The following is a 15,067-nucleotide window of genomic DNA, read 5'->3' as shown; positions in this document are numbered from 1 at the left end:
GCCATTTCCGAGAAACCGGTGAGGCCATCGGCAGCGTCACCGACGACCTCACCCAAGGGGGGCGCGCACGAGCAGGCCTCACCTTGGGTCACCTCGTGGTCGCGCCCTGAAGGACACGACATGGGACCCGCGATGCTCGTGGACGCGCAAGGCCCAAGCGCCTGTCTGTTCTCCACGGCGGGGGGCCATCAGGCATGCCTACCAGAGCACACCGCCCTGTCGATCCGTGTTGCGTCGATCCGCCGCTCCACGTCGACTAGGGCTCGGCTATCACGACCGAGTGGAATCGAACCAGATCGAGATGGAACGTCTACGCGCCTTTTTCCCATTCCTGCGTTGGTTCCCGATGTCGCGCGAGAGCCTGCGTGGGGATGCGCTCGCTGGGATCACGGTCGCACTCGTGCTGATCCCCCAGGGCATGGCCTATGCCCAACTCGCGGGACTGCCGGTGGTCTATGGCCTCTATGCCTCCTTCATCCCGGTCATCATCGCGTCGATGTGGGGCTCCTCGAGCCAGTTGCACACGGGACCAGTGGCGATGCTTTCGCTCATGTCAGCGGCGGCCGTCATCCCCTTCGCGAGTCCGGGAAGCACGACCTTCATCGAACTCTCCGTGATGCTGGCCATGATGGTTGGGGTGCTGCGCCTGGCGTTGGGGCTCTTCCGGCTGGGGGCCATCGTCAATCTGCTCTCGAGCCCGGTGGTGGTCGGTTTCACCAATGCCGCGGCGCTCATCATCGGCCTCTCGCAGCTCAGCAAGCTCATCGGGGTTCCCTTCCCACGCTCCGACTTCTATCTCGCCGACCTCTGGCGGGTCGTCTTGCAGATCGGCGAGACCCATTGGCCAACCCTCATCTTCGCGGTCGCGGCCTTTTTGATCATGGATGTCCTCAAGCGCTTCTACCCACGCTTGCCGGGCGTCCTGATCGCGGTCCTAGCCACGACCGTCTGCTCGGCGCTGATCGGATACGAGAACAAGACCACGGTCGGCATCGAACAGATCCAGGATGCCCGCACGGCCGAAACGATCGAGATCTTCACCCAGACCGAGATGCGGATTCGGGCGCTCACCGCGCTCATTTCCGAGCGCAATCGCGAGGCGGCGCGGCTCGAGCAAGTCGGCGGCATGGATGCAATCAAGCAGGCCGCGGAACTCTCCGCCTCGGCGCGTCTGTTCCAATACGAACTCGATCAATCGCGCTCGCAGAACAATGCGCGCCGGATTGATCTGCACGCGATTCGCTTGGAGGGCTCCCCCATCCCGGACGGCCCCATGCTCTTGTTCGCCAAGGGCTCGGTCCCGGAGGGGCTCGCACATGATGGCCGGGTCTGGCATTTCGTCGACGCCCGGGACGGCAAGGTCATGCTCTCATCCGGTGGCGCGGTCGTCGGCGACATTCCTCAGGGACTGCCACAATTCGCAGTCCCCGAAATCCATTGGAGCTTGCTGCTCGCCCTGCTCCCGGCGGCGATCGTGATGGCCTTGATCGGCTTCATGGAGGCCACCTCGATCTCCAAGGCCATCGCCACGACCACGGGCGAGCGCATCAACGCCGGGCGCGAACTCATCGGACAGGGGCTTGCCAATATTGCGGGGAGCTTCTTCAGCTCTTACACAGTGAGCGGATCCTTCTCGCGCTCCGCCGTGGCCGCCAAGACCGGTGCGCAAACCGGACTCTTCGCCGTTATCAGTGCCCTGGCAGTGATGCTCGTGCTCCTCTTCTTCACCTCTTATCTCTACAGCCTGCCGCAATCGGTGCTGGCCGTCATCGTGATGATGGCGGTCTTCGGATTGATCCGCATTCAACCTCTCGTGCACGCCTGGAAGGTCGATCGGGGCGGGGCCATCGTCGGGATCATCACCTTCCTGGCAACCCTCGCCATGGCCCCAGCGATCGCCAACGGCATCCTCCTCGGCATCGGACTGACGGTGGCGCTCTATCTGATCAAGAGTATGCGCCCACGCGCCGAGATCGTGGCACGCAAAACCGATGGAACCCTCGGCGGAATCACGGCGCATGGGCTCACCTCGATCAGCGATCGCGTCGTCCCAGTGCGTTTCGATGGATCACTGATCTTCGCCACCGTGGCCTATTTTGAGGATATCGTCCTCGAAGCCCTGGCGGACTTTCCGCAGGCCCAGGCCATCCTGATCATCGGCAGTGGCATCAATGAGATCGATGCCTCGGGCGAAGAGAAGGTCAACGAGGTGGCGAAGCAACTGCGCGCGGCGGGTGTGGAACTCTATTTCAGTGGACTCAAGCATCAGGTGAAGTCCGTTCTTGAGCGCACTGGGATCGTCGAGTCACTGGGACGGGATCACTTCTTCCCGCACAAGGAGAAGGCGTTGCAGGCGTTGCTTGAGCGCCATGACCCAGCTTACACCGCCGCCCAGGACGCCACTCGCTAACCGGTCGTTCCGGCCACGGCGTCGTGCCTCGGCTAGGCCCGCGCGACGCCCTCCTCGCGCGTCACCGCACGGGCTCAATCGGGCATCGCCGCGAGCCCGAGCACAGTGCGCGCATTGCGGCTGGTGATGGCCGCAAGTTGTTCAACAGACTCCTCACGCACCTCGGCCAGCGCCGCTAGGATCTGCGGAAGATACTCTGGACTGTTGCGCTCGCCCCGATGCGCCGCCACGGTCATGTCTGGCGCGTCGGTCTCGAGCACGATTGCCGTGCTCGGCAGTTGCGCGGCAAGCCGTCTTAGGCGCGTCGAGCGCGGAAACGTCAGCATGCCGCCAAAACCAAGCCGAAAACCCAGTTCCAGATAGCGTTGCGCCTGTTGCAGGCTGCCGTTGAAGGCATGCACGATGCCGCCCGGGACCCGGACCCGCTGCAGGATCTCCAACATCGCGTCATGGGCCTTGCGCACATGGAGCAGGACCGGCAGGTTCGCCTCACGCGCCACCGCCAGTTGTGCCCTGAGCAACGGGCGCTGCGCGGCCCGGTCGAGTCCGACCACCGCGTCGTCCAGGCCGATCTCACCCACCGCGAGCGGTCGATGCGCGGCAATGGCCCGCTCCAGGGCCGTGATGTCGGAGTCCTTGTGACGATTCAGAAAGACGGGGTGCAGACCCAGCGCCGGATAGAGATCATCCTCTCCTGCGCACAGTTCAAGTAAGCCTGGCCAACCCTCGGCATGAATGGCTGGAACCACGATCCCCAGTACCCCAAGTGCCCGCGCTCGGGCGATGACCGCGTGCCGATCCGGATCAAATGCGGCGACATCGAGGTGACAATGGGTGTCGATCAAGGTCATGCGATCATGGCACTCCAGCCGGGAGATCGAGGCGCTTCCAACAGGTTTTGAGGTGGTCGCAATCGCGTTGGCACTGGCGGCGGCACCCTCGACCCTCCCTCAAGAGGACGCCCGTTGATCCCGCACGAACAATCCCTTATGCGGTCCGCGACCGACCTGACGCTCCTCCATCTCGAACAACTGGATCGCCTTGAGCAAACCACTCAGCCTGGCATAGCCATAGTTGCGTGAATCGAACTCCGGGCTGCGCTTGGCAATCGCCGATCCCACGGCGCCGAGACCCGCCCAGCCCGTATCGTCCGCCGCGCCATCGACCGCGGCACGCAGCAACCCCACCAGCTTGGCGTCGCGCCGCAAATCCTTCCCACTCTGACGGGTGGTCGCGTCCTCATCAACCGACTCGCGCAGCACCTCGGTGTACACGAATTTGTCACAGGCCGCGACGAAGGGCTCCGGCGTTTTCTGTTCACCGAAGCCATAGACCGTCATGCCGGATTCACGCAGTCGCGAGGCCAGGCGGGTGAAATCGCTGTCACTGGAGACGATGCAGAAACCGTCAAAGTGACGTGAATAGAGCAGATCCATGGCGTCGATCATCATGGCGCCATCGGTTGCGTTTTTGCCCTTGGTGTAACGAAATTGTTGAATCGGCTGGATCGAATGACGCAACAGGGTCTCCTTCCAAGACCCGAGATTGGGCAGCGTCCAATCCCCGTAAATGCGTTTGACGTGGGCGGTTCCGTACTTTGCGATCTCCGCCAGCAGGCCATCGACGATGGCGGCCTGGGCATTGTCGGCATCAATGAGCACGGCGAGTTTCAGGTTGGAAATATCGGACATCCATGCGCTCCATCGGCATCATCACCGATCAGTCGAGGGGGGCTGCGTCGGGAGGACTCGGGCGCTCATCACCACATGAGATCATCCGGGACCTGGTACTCGGCATAGGGATCATCGGGATGCGTCTCGTCCGCCCCCTTGTTGTGGACCAGGATCAGACCAGGATCGCGCGCCAGGATGCGCTCGGCGATCGCCGCGGGAACCACCTCATAGAAGGTATCCTGCCGGACGATGGCGAGCCCGCCCGCCACCAGTTGGGCATGCTGCTCCTGATTGACATAGATGCGCTTCAAGGTTGTGCCGTCGGAGAAGTTGAAGGCGAGATCGCCGCGTTCGCGCACCACGCGATGCGCATGGATCAGTTGACGCACCTCGTTCTCGGCCGCGCGCAACGCGGCCTCCTCCTGGCGCTGACGGTTCAGCTCCCGATCGCGCTCCAGCTTTTCAAGACGCTGTCGTTCGGCTGCCTGCCGCGCCTCGTTCTCCAGCTTCGCGCGGCGTGCGCCACCATCCTGCTTGACCTGTTTGCGTTTCGAGGAACGCGACTGTTTGAGCTTGTGCTCATCGACCAAGCCGACTTTGAGCAGTTGCTCCTGCAACGAATTGCCCACGCTGTGCATCTCCGAAAAAGGTGTCTAGACTGTTGCTGGCGATGCTCGATCGCCAGCACCCGCTGGCATCAGCGGGGCGACGAACCGCGCAACACGGCCACGTTGCGACAGCATCCGACAGCGCCGCGCGCGACGCAAGGCCACGAGCGGATTCCCCCTGGACGCTGGTAGCGTTAGAATCGCCCGCGTCGCAGCATTGCGCAACCGGCCAACACGATCGCGCCGCACCGCGCCACAGTCATCACTGCCCAGCGCAGAGTCCCCATTCCGTCGCAGCCCCTCGGAGCTTGAGATCATGACCCGTTCGTCCCTTGCACTCGCCCTGCTCGTCTCGAGCATCCTGCCCCTTGAGGTCGTCGCCACCACCGTCGGCTACGTCGATATGCAACAGGTTCTCGAAGAGAGCAAGGTCGGCAAACGCGTTCAGGAACAGTTGCGCGCCGAATTCGAGCCACGCGGCCAGGCACTCGGTGAGGAGGAGCAGGCGATCCGACAGTTGCAGATGAATCTCGAACGCGACGGTCCCCTGATGAGCGCCGATCAAGTCAGCGCGCAGGAGGCCGAGATCCAGACGCGCATCGAGGCCTTCCAGGAACAGGCCAACGCCATCCAACTCGAAGTCGCCAAGGCGCAGCAGGAGAAAAGTCGCGAGATCATCATCCCCGCGCGCGATTCGATCAATGCCGTCGCGAAGAAGAAGAAGGTCGGCGTCGTCCTCGAACCCGGCATGTCCGGTCTGCTCTATGTCGACGAGGCACTCGACCTCACCGGGGACGTGATCAAAGACCTCGACGCGAAGACGCCATAGGTCGCGCGCCGGATCGTCGAGCCGCATGGAATCGCGGGCGGGACCGGCCGGCTTCCATCAAGGTGCCAACCACCGAAACCCATGCGGTCAGTCGGGCTACCTCAAGAGCTGTGCGGTGGAGTATCATTTTGACCGATCGGGCCGTCACGAGCGAGCTTCCATACGCCTCTCGCGACCCGCTCAAGACCGTTCCGAAACGGCACCATGACCCTCCGCGCGGCCCCGAGAGGTCGCCTCACACTGAAGGATACGAATCACCATGCTTGGCGAATCGCATGACCTCCTCCATGAGTTCCCAAACTTGCAGGAAAAGATCGCAAACCTGCGTGACCAGGACGCCGAATTCGCGCGTCTCATGGACGATTACGATGCCCTTGATGCGCGTGTTCGCGACCTCGAGGAGCTTGGCACGCCCGTTGCCGATGAAACGATCGAAGAACTCAAGAAAGAACGTCTTCATCTGAAAGACACCCTCTACGCCATCCTGCGGTCCTGACCGCTGAACCCGAGCGCCGTGAACTTCCGAATCATCCCTGTCACACCGTTTCAGCAGAACACGACGCTCCTCTGGTGCGAGCGGACCGCGGTCGCGGCCATCATCGACCCGGGAGGCGAAGCAGACCGCATCCTCGAACACGTCAGTGCCCTTGAACTGCAACCCCACTGCATCCTGCTGACGCACGGTCATCTCGATCATGTCGGAGCCAGCGTGGAGATCGCCGCGCGCTTGAGCATCCCCATTTGGGGACCGCATCAGGAGGACCGTTTCTGGCTCGAGGCCCTAGACGAGCAATGCACGATGTTTGGATTCCCCCCAATCGCGCCCTTCGAACCCGATCGATGGCTGCAAGCCGGCGAGCAGATTCCGCTTGGTGAGGCGAGCCTCGAGGTGCTCCACTGCCCCGGCCACACCCCGGGACACCTGGTGTTCTTCAGCGCCGCCGACCAGCTGGCTCAGGTCGGCGATGTCCTTTTCAAGGGCTCGATCGGGCGAACCGACTTTCCCCGCGGGAACCATGCGCAACTCTTGAACTCGATCCACGAACGGCTCTTCCCGCTTGGGGATGATGTCCGCTTCATTCCGGGGCACGGCCCCATGTCAACGCTTGGAGAGGAACGACGACACAACCCATTTGTGCGACCTTGATCCAAGTCTGTCGCCAGCAGGAGGAGCGCGGACATGCGAAAGACCGGCACCAGAATGCCCCCCATGCGGCGCGGGACCACGCTACAGCAACCCTATCTCGCGCACGACCCCGAGTCGCCGGCGGCTCCCCAAAAGGCCCTCAAGCGCAAGAAAGCCGGGCATTTTCTGTCCCCGTTTCGCCTCTCGGAGCAGACGCGAACACAACTTCTCGCAGAATTAGAGGCGCGCGCGATCGGCGATGTCGGGAGTCGCGATCTCTTCGCGGCCGCGCTCGAGTATGGTGTCGCGCGCTGCCGCTCCAGGACGCAACCGCCCGTGCCCCTCACCGGCGAACCCGCTGAGTCGGCCGACACCAGCGCACCGCCCCCGGCGTGCTGGGTTCCAACCGAGACGAGCAGTGTCCAGGGCCTCATCGAGCACGCCCAGGCGCTCGCCCAACGGCTGAGCGAACTCGATCCCGCGACCCGTGCGGCGCTGTGCGACTCACTCACGGCCTCCGACCCCTGCGGACGGACCCACGATCTCATCTTTCTCGACGCCCTCGCCGTTGAGGCCAAACGTCTTGCGCGTGCCGCCTCGTCACTACCCTGTCCGCCCGTGCAACAGCACGCCCTGACCTTGAGTGCGGCACCGGCGATCGCGTCGCGTTCGGCCCCGCCACAAACGGACCGCGGCAGGGGCCTCGATCCCGCTGGCCGCTGCCTGATCGATGAGGTTCGCGCTGCCTTCGAGGCCTGCTTCGACACGCGACTCGACGCCGCGCGGGCGGCCATCCTTCTGCCCCTGCTACGCCTGATTGGCGCTGACGCCGCCATCCGCTTCAAGGTGGACGACACATTCATCCTCGCTGCCTGCCAGGACGCGCCATCGCCGCCGCAACCGGATTGAAGCCTCGCGGCACGCGTGCCCGCGGCGCTTGGCGGCGCCGAGACCCAGGGCGCGGGTCTGAGCGCGTCCATCAAATCGCCCATCCGTCTTCAGGGCGGTGCAAGACGCTCACGCCACCGGAGCCGGCACCTGATCACGCCAGGCCAGGCGCGCGAGCCCATCCGGACCACACCGAGAGCTGGGTATACTATAGGGAGTCCGGGGAGCCATTTGTCTGGGTATCACATGTTATTCGAGCGCTTTCTCAAGAAAAAACGACCGCTTATCGTCGAGGTCGAGGATCAGCACGTCCTCGTCGACCGCGCATTGCACCACGATGACCCAGCCATGCGGCGCGAGGCGACCCGCCAGCTCCTGGGATTCGGGAGTCTCCGTGAAATCCTGACCACGGATCCGGATGTGGGTGTCCGGGAGGTTGCCACCGCGCGTTACCGCCATCTACTCTGTGCCGAGCCCAGCGCGGACCTCAGCGTGTCCGACCTCGTTGCCGAAGTGACGCAACTGCAAGACGCGCACATGATCGAGCAGATCTCGGTGCAAGCCGTCGCGCCCGAAGTCCGTCGAAGCGCGATTGAGCGGCTCGAGTCTCCCGAGGCGCTCGTCGTTTGCGCCGTCCAGGACCCACGCGCCGCCAATCGCAGCGCCGCCGTCGAGCGCCTCCACGGCAAAGCGGCCTTGGAGCAGGTCGTGCGTCAGATCGGCAAGCGCGATAAAAACGTCTACCGCGCCGCCCGTGAGCGACTCCGTCTGATCGCCGAGCAAGAAGAGCGTCCCCGACGCATCCAGGCCCTTTGCGAGGAACTCTGTCAGAAGGTCGAACGTCTTGGCCGACTGGAGCATTGGACGCAAGATCGCGCCTTGCTCGATCATCTCGACCGCCAATGGAGCGACATCAGCGCCGAGGCCGAACCGCACTGGCAGACCCGCTATACAGAGGCCCGCGATCGCTTCATGCAGGCCTATGGCGGACATACCCGTGAGACCGCTGCACGCATCGCCGCTGAGGAGGCACACGAATCGCTCCAGGCCGAACGGCTGCAATTGCTCGACCGCTTGGCGCAGGCCCCGGGCCATGACACGGACGAGGCCATCACGACGCTCTGCGAAGAGGTGAAACAGGCCTGGGATCGCCTCGAGGCCCTGCCGCCACACCGCCAACGACCACTGGATCAGCGCTATACACAATTGCTGGAGGCCGCGGAAGGCGCCCGGGACACCCTGATCGCCAAACGCAAACGGGTCGGCCAACTGCACAGGCTCTCGAACAAGCTCACAACGCTCTGCAACGAACCTCGGCCACTCGATCGCCGTGCCAGCACCAGCCTCATTGGGCAGTCCAGGACGCTCATTGAGGAGCTCGGTCACGTCGCCGAGACGGCAGCCTTCGCCAGCCTGTTGGAGCGGCTCGAATCCCGTTTGAAGACGCAGCACAAGCATGCCGAACAGCGCTTGAAGCAGTTGCCCGCTAAACTCGATGAGTTGGAGGAAGCCCTCTGCGCGGGTGAGTTACGCAAAGCGGATCCGCTGTTTCAGAGTGCGCGTGCCGGTCTCGAGTTGATCGAGCTGAGTGGTCTTCCCAAAGAGACCTATCAGGCGATCGCCACGCGCCTCCAGCACCTCGCGCCGCGCTTGCGCGAGCTACAGAACTGGCGACGCTGGGGGGCCGACCAGCACCGCGACGCACTGTGCGAGGACATGGAACAACTCGCGGCATCCGAGTTGTCGCCCGCGACCCGTTATGAACAACTGATCCGTCTGCGCTCGGACTGGAAGGAGCTCGACAAGACCGGCCCGCGCGCAAACCAGGCCGTCTGGGAGCGTTTTCAACAGGCCAGCAACCGGGTCCAGGACGACTGCCGTCCCTTTATCGAGGAACAAGCCGCGGCGCGCGAGTCCAACCGACTGGCACGCGAATCCGTCTGTGATCAGATCGAGGACTTCCTCGCCAAGATCGATTGGGAACGCGTTGACTGGAAGCGAGTCCTGCGTGCCGAGCGTGAAACGCGCCAGATCTGGGCCGCGATCGGCCCCGTCGAACCACGGCATGTCAAAGCACTCGAGGGGCGCTTTCGTCATGCCCTCAAGCAGCTCGACCGTCGCCTTGATGCCGAGCGCAAACGCAACCAGGCGATGAAGCAGGCGCTGGTCCAGCAGATCGAGGCCTTGCGCGAGGAGCCCGATCTGGACGCCGCCATCGAACGCACGAAGGTCCTGCAACGCCAATGGCAAACGACGGTCCCGGCTCGCCACAAAGAAGAGAATAAACTCTGGCAGAGCTTTCGTGCCGCTTGCGACAGCGTCTTCGAGCGACGAGCGGCGCTCAACCAGGCGCATGCCGATGAACTCAAGGCACATCTGGCGACGCGTGAGGCCATCTGTACCGACGCACTCGCGCAGGCGGAACAGCAGACCGATCCACGGCAGCTCGACGCAGCTCTCAAGGGACTCGAGCGACGTTGGGAAGAGGCCCAATCGTTGCCGATCCCACGCCAACACGCGGGAGCCCTCAACGAGCAGTGGCGCAATGCCCGCGCAACGCTCAAACAGCGGATCCAGGCCGGCGAGGAGCAGCAGCGTCGTGCTGCATTCGACCTGCTGGAGCGTCAGGCAACGATTTGCGAGCGTCTCGAACGCACCCTGCTCGATGAAACCTGCGCGGCCCCCATCAGCGCGGAGGAGGCCGAGCAGGCCTGGGCGCAACTGCCACGGCACCCTGAACCCGAGATTCAAGAGGCCATCTCAGCGCGCTTCACCACCGCCCTCACGGCGGCTCACGATCTCCAAGCGCGCCACACCCTGCACCAGCGCCAACTGGAAAATGCCGAGCGCCGCGGTCAGCTTTGTCTGCAATTGGAGATCCTTGCCGGTGTCGAGACACCTCGGGAACTTGCGCAACAACGAATGGAATTTCAGGTTGCACGCCTGACCGAGCGCATGGTCGACGGCGAGGACGACCCCTTGCAAGGCAGCGCTCGCTTATTGAGGGAGTGGTATCTCTGTGGGCCCGCGCCATTGAGCGATGGGATGGATGCCCGGTTCGCCCGGGTCCGCACGGCCCTCGCCGAGACCCCCTAGACAACCTCGAGCCTTGAGGCTCGCCGGCGGTCCGGGAGCCCATTTCGAGACCCGGAGCCGGCGGTGACGTGAAAGACGTCGAGACGTGCCGCGGCGTCACGATCACTTAGCGTCTCGCCCTTCGGATGCTAGATCTCGAGCAAACTGGCCATCGCTTGCTAGAAACCGTCCAGCCAAGGTTCGGGCGTGTCATACTGCCAAGACAGCGGCCGCGCACCATCGGTTTCGCGCGCGCTGACATACAGGAGACGCCCATCCCAAGTCTCCTGGACCTCAAAGACTCTCGTGCCCGCGGGGATCCGCAGCATCAGCCCGAAGGGCGCTTCATCCCCGCCAAGATAGGCGATCACCAGGCCATGCGCTCGATCAGGACGGCGGTCGTAATCCGTCGGCCAGATGCGCTTGAGGACATCGATCTTCACGAAATGATCTTGAATCTCGGCGAATGCCTGCAACAAGGGCCATGCCGCCTGATGGCGTCGGCGCACCGACGCCAGCGAGGCATCCTGTTCGAGCGCGACCGATGATTGCGTCCGCGACGCACGTTCCTTGATCTTGCGTAAGGTGTCATTCATGGGGTGAACCCATCGCGCGATTCAGCATCATCTTCCAGCAGATCCCGCAGGAGCCACGCGGGATCGATCACCACACTCGACCCATCGGGTGTCGGACACACCGCGACCAGCCGGCCATCCTTGCTCATGCCAGGCAGCCAACGCGAGATCAAGGCATCCAGACTCACCGATTCCGGTTGGCAGTCCGACCAATCACCGGTCGCCGAGGCCCGGGCCGTGGCCGCATCGGGCCAAAACGGGAAGCACACGTGGCCTTCATCATCCGAGAGGGAGATGAATCCTCCCCGCCCCCGCAAGGCCCACACACATCCCGTGCGCATCGCCCAGGACAAGAACTCCACATAACGTTCTTCGGCGGGCAGCTCGAGCAGTTCCAATCGATCGCCATCTGACGTTGAGTCAGTCATGTCCTTGATCAACCGAAATCTTGGTCAAGAATGGCATTCAGGCGACGACAGATCTCGCGCCCATAGTCGGTCCAGAGGCCCTGCCCCCAATACCGATAGCAGCTCGTCTGCGAGGCCATCAGATGGAAGAGTGCATTGCGGTAGGCCGGATCAGAGGAACTGATGCCGGGGGCCAGAACCTTCTGGTGGAACTTCACGCTGGCCTCCTCCATCGGCCCCAACACATCGTCATAGCCCTTCACCCATGAAAGATCGGAAGTCCAACTGCCACCCTCCATGTGAAATCGCCCATCTTCCTGCTTCAAGTCAGCAATCACCTGCTCCAACTTCTGCGGGCCGTCGCCGGGTTGCAACCGTGCCCAAATCCGGTCATGGAACAGCGGCTGGACCTCGGGGAGATCCGTTTCCTGGATCCCGAGCGCAAAGAGATGCTCCAGGTACTCACTCACATTCATCAAGGGCGTGTCCGAGTGGCTCGCCGCACCCACGACCTCCATGAACTTGCCGGGGAACTCGTTCATCATCACGCCGCCATTCTCGCCATCGGCGATCTGGGTGACCAAAGGCGGAATCGACTGCCCGGCCAGCGTGACACGCTGCAGGCCCTGAGCCTCGAACCAGGGCTGCATCTGAGCGACCAGCTTGGTGTCAGAGCCCTGGGTTTTGATGATGGCGATCAGACTCACCGTCTCACCGTGCGAGTTGGTGCACACCAGACGATGCGGGATGTGGGGGCGCTCGGGATGACGTCCGTTCTCCACCTGCTGCACCGTATGCTCCTGCACCAGAACCCATTGGAAGCCGCAGTCCACAAGGGTCTTCACGAACGCATAGGCGACGTCCGGATGGTTCGGTAAGGCCATTTCCGACGGCGAGAAGCCGCGCATCCGCTCCAGGGCCTCCCAGCCGAAGATGGCGGCGAAATGATGCTGAAACGCCTTCACGTGAAGCCGAAAATCCTGCGCGGGTGTCGAGGGTGCCACGGCATGACCCCAAGGCATTCCCAGCCATTCGATCGCGGATTGATACTCCGGGTTGCAGGTGATGCCCTTGAGTGCATCGATGACATGGTGCTCACCCATCTTGCGCAAGCCATGCAGCAGCGTCCCCGAGTACTCCAACATGCAGCGTGGTGCTTTGCCTTCGTTCATCAACTGTGGAATGAATTCGCCCATCCGCTTGTAACACCAAACGAAGGCCGGGGCATTGTAATTGTCACCAATATGCTGATTTTCCATCATATATTGGAGATTACTGATGAGTGCCGCGGTGCTCAGATCAGCCCCACCCGCGGGAATGAGAGGCTGATGCTGATGCAGGGCAATCGCACTCGCTGCACGGATGGAGCCGAAGTCGATCCCGCCGCGCTCGGCGAACAGCGGCTGCGTCCGCGCCTTGGCAACGACCGCCTCGACGTCGGCCTCCTGGCCGCAAATATTGGGAAGATCGTTCTCGTATTCAGGTAGCGCATTCACAGCACGTTCCTCGGGGTTGAGATGAGTGACTCCTCGGAGCGGGTCTCGCTACCGGGGATCTGCTGATTGATCGAGCGACCGAGACCCGCGACGAGCGGCCAGAATGACAACCCATCGGCTGCGTGTCGCAGCCGATGGGATTGGACGACGAGCCCCGTGTCGAACCCCTCGTGGTTGTCGCGAAAGATGCGCTACTCATGCTCGCTGCCAGCGGGCTTTGTGGCGTCGCCTGGGGGCGCATCCTCTGCTGGTCCCGCCCCCTCCTGGAGCATCGCGTCGTCATGCGGCAGTGCCTCCAATGGGGCTCGCTCGCCATGGTCCACCACCGGGGGGCTGGCGACTGGATCAGCGTCGCGGGTCACGTCATCCGCACTGGTGTCGGCAAGTCGGATCCCTCCCGCCGCCAGTGCCGCGCGGCTCGCCGCCAGATCAGCCTCGGCCCGCGGCACCCAGGCCTCGCCCCAGTAGAGGTTGCAACTCGTCTCGGCCCGCAGCAAGTGCCACATCGCCAGCGCGATCGCCTCGGCCTCGGGCCCTTCGCTCACGCCACGTTCCGCCGCGTACCAGCGTGCATCATGGACCTGCCGACTCTGCTGGACGAAGTCCGCGAGCGCTTGCCGCTGGCGTTCCGAACCGGTCCACTGAGTGAAATCCCGTCCATGATGCCACCCGGTATTCCAAGCCCCCGTGCGTACCCGCACCTCGCCGTGGGCACCGTGGGTGTCGAGGTAATGACTGATGAAGGTGGGCCGGATCGCCGCCTGGTCAGCCGCGATCCGTTCAAGCAGCGGCAGGTAGAAGGCGCTCCAGAAATTCGCGCCGTCCGTCACATTGCGAAACCAACCCCCGTTTTCACCGTCTGTGCAGGTCGTCACCAATGGAGGGAAATCACACCATTTCGTCCGCTCGGCAACCTCGGCGAGGAACCAGTCCAGATCCATGCCAGACTCCTGCGCGTCGGACAGGTCACGATCGCGGACGATCACCGTGATCGCCTCGCCACCGAAGCGTGCGATATGAGGTCGATAGCGCAGCTCTTGCCAGCTCATGTCAGAGACCGGCTCGACATGCTCGCTATCGACGAGCACGTAGCGGTAGCCAAAGGCCCGCAGCAAGGGGATCAGCTCCATCGAGAAGCCCATCTCGGGAGGCCAAAACCCTTGAAAGCGTGGACGCCACAGCAGGTGGTGCGCGATGCCAAGCCACCGCCGCAGATGTTCTTCGCGATCCGCCTCTGGGATCAGCGGCAGGACCGGGTGATAGTATCCCGATCCCAGCACCTCGAAGAGGCGCTCGTTCTGGAAGTGCCAGAGCAGTGAACCGCAGTCGACGGTCCCATAGACACGCTGTTGGAAGTCGGCATTCGAGAGCGTCTCAAGCAGGGTTCCCGACAGGGCAAGATGGACACGAGCGAGATCCTCATGCCCCCAGAGACTCCGAGGAATCCGGTCTAGCGCAAAGAGGATCTCTCTGGCCTCCCAGCTCCCCTGGTCAAGCAGTTCTTCGAGATTCCCAGCAGGCTGGTGGAGGTTCAAAACGAGGGCATGCTGAGCAATCACGGTCCGTCTCTCCGAGATGGCATGAACCTGTGGTGTCACGGACGATCGGCCCGGTCGCGCGGGGGGAGTGCAATCAGTGCTCTCACGCATGCCGCTCCGGCCGCGCCCGCGAGAGACCTCGCCGGCCCCATCACCGTCGCGATGAGCCGAGGCAGAGCAGACGCGCCCCGAGCGCAGGCCAACTGACAGTGGGTGTCGATCCAGGTTGAGAGGATAACAGCCAGACTGAGAGGATAACAGAAGGTGTGGCACAGCCCCAAAAGGCCCTTGCCGAGTTCGTCCATGCACCCCCGCGCCGGAGCAATCACGACGCGCACCTTGCTTCAGGATGCGGCATGCACCATATCCAAAAGCGTCTCACCGACGTGCCAGCCGCGGGAGCTGCGCGCCGGGCCCACTCCCCCCGGCCCCGCTCCGCCCC

The 15,067-nt window shown here is 63.3% G+C and carries 13 protein-coding genes; 6 read left to right on the top strand and 7 right to left on the bottom strand.

The features are described 5' to 3' along the window. The first annotated feature begins 301 nt into the window (after positions 1-301). Positions 302-2,410 carry a SulP family inorganic anion transporter gene (locus CKO25_RS08690; RefSeq protein WP_200387542.1) on the top strand — a complete coding sequence of 703 codons (2,109 nt, stop codon included), beginning with the start codon at positions 302-304 and terminating at the stop codon, positions 2,408-2,410. Positions 2,411-2,484: 74 nt separating this feature from the next. Here the strand turns inward: CKO25_RS08690 and CKO25_RS08685 are convergent, their stop codons facing one another. From CKO25_RS08685 to CKO25_RS08675, 3 genes are all read right to left on the bottom strand, one after another. Then, entirely contained in the window at positions 2,485-3,261 is a 777-nt protein-coding gene (locus CKO25_RS08685; protein WP_200387541.1) for a TatD family hydrolase, read from the bottom strand. A 99-nt stretch (positions 3,262-3,360) separates the two neighbouring features. Continuing rightward, entirely contained in the window at positions 3,361-4,101 is a 741-nt protein-coding gene (locus tag CKO25_RS08680) for an NYN domain-containing protein (RefSeq protein WP_200387540.1), read from the bottom strand. A 68-nt stretch (positions 4,102-4,169) separates the two neighbouring features. Further along, positions 4,170-4,712, bottom strand: a complete 543-nt coding sequence (locus tag CKO25_RS08675) for a DUF2058 family protein (protein WP_200387539.1) — start codon at positions 4,710-4,712, stop codon at positions 4,170-4,172. A gap of 295 nt (positions 4,713-5,007) precedes the next feature. Here CKO25_RS08675 and CKO25_RS08670 point away from each other — a divergent pair, with 295 nt between their 5' ends. The 5 genes from CKO25_RS08670 to CKO25_RS08650 all read left to right on the top strand — a co-directional run bounded on the left by CKO25_RS08670 (position 5,008) and on the right by CKO25_RS08650 (position 10,630). After that, entirely contained in the window at positions 5,008-5,520 is a 513-nt protein-coding gene (locus tag CKO25_RS08670; RefSeq protein ID WP_200387538.1) for an OmpH/Skp family outer membrane protein, read from the top strand. Positions 5,521-5,779: 259 nt separating this feature from the next. After that, positions 5,780-6,016 (top strand): HP1242/YdcH family protein, encoded by a 237-nt coding sequence (locus CKO25_RS08665; protein WP_200387537.1) that lies wholly within the window; start codon positions 5,780-5,782, stop codon positions 6,014-6,016. An 18-nt stretch (positions 6,017-6,034) separates the two neighbouring features. Beyond that, positions 6,035-6,667 (top strand): MBL fold metallo-hydrolase, encoded by a 633-nt coding sequence (locus tag CKO25_RS08660; protein WP_200387536.1) that lies wholly within the window; start codon positions 6,035-6,037, stop codon positions 6,665-6,667. A gap of 33 nt (positions 6,668-6,700) precedes the next feature. After that, the gene (locus CKO25_RS08655) at positions 6,701-7,555 is read left to right on the top strand and encodes a hypothetical protein (protein ID WP_200387535.1); all 855 of its coding nucleotides are present in this window, start codon (positions 6,701-6,703) and stop codon (positions 7,553-7,555) included. Positions 7,556-7,780: 225 nt separating this feature from the next. Beyond that, complete coding sequence (locus CKO25_RS08650; RefSeq protein ID WP_200387534.1) at positions 7,781-10,630, top strand: DUF349 domain-containing protein; 2,850 nt, start codon at positions 7,781-7,783, stop codon at positions 10,628-10,630. 158 nt (positions 10,631-10,788) lie between these two features. Here the strand turns inward: CKO25_RS08650 and CKO25_RS08645 are convergent, their stop codons facing one another. The 4 genes from CKO25_RS08645 to CKO25_RS08630 all read right to left on the bottom strand — a co-directional run bounded on the left by CKO25_RS08645 (position 10,789) and on the right by CKO25_RS08630 (position 14,646). Beyond that, positions 10,789-11,205, bottom strand: coding sequence for a hypothetical protein (locus CKO25_RS08645; protein ID WP_200387533.1), 417 nt, complete (start codon positions 11,203-11,205; stop codon positions 10,789-10,791). Continuing rightward, positions 11,202-11,612, bottom strand: a complete 411-nt coding sequence (locus tag CKO25_RS08640) for a DUF2750 domain-containing protein (RefSeq protein WP_200387532.1) — start codon at positions 11,610-11,612, stop codon at positions 11,202-11,204. The genes CKO25_RS08645 and CKO25_RS08640 overlap by 4 nt, the downstream gene beginning before the upstream one ends. 8 nt (positions 11,613-11,620) lie before the next feature. Beyond that, positions 11,621-13,087 carry a polysaccharide deacetylase family protein gene (locus CKO25_RS08635; protein ID WP_200387531.1) on the bottom strand — a complete coding sequence of 489 codons (1,467 nt, stop codon included), beginning with the start codon at positions 13,085-13,087 and terminating at the stop codon, positions 11,621-11,623. A 191-nt stretch (positions 13,088-13,278) separates the two neighbouring features. Next, positions 13,279-14,646 carry a polysaccharide deacetylase family protein gene (locus tag CKO25_RS08630; RefSeq protein WP_200387530.1) on the bottom strand — a complete coding sequence of 456 codons (1,368 nt, stop codon included), beginning with the start codon at positions 14,644-14,646 and terminating at the stop codon, positions 13,279-13,281. Positions 14,647-15,067: the final 421 nt, after the last annotated feature.

It is taken from the genome of Thiocapsa imhoffii, assembly GCF_016583985.1.
Lineage (GTDB): Bacteria > Pseudomonadota > Gammaproteobacteria > Chromatiales > Chromatiaceae > Thiocapsa > Thiocapsa imhoffii.
Note: the sequence above shows the minus strand (reverse complement) of the source record. Positions and strands in the feature narration are given on the sequence as shown.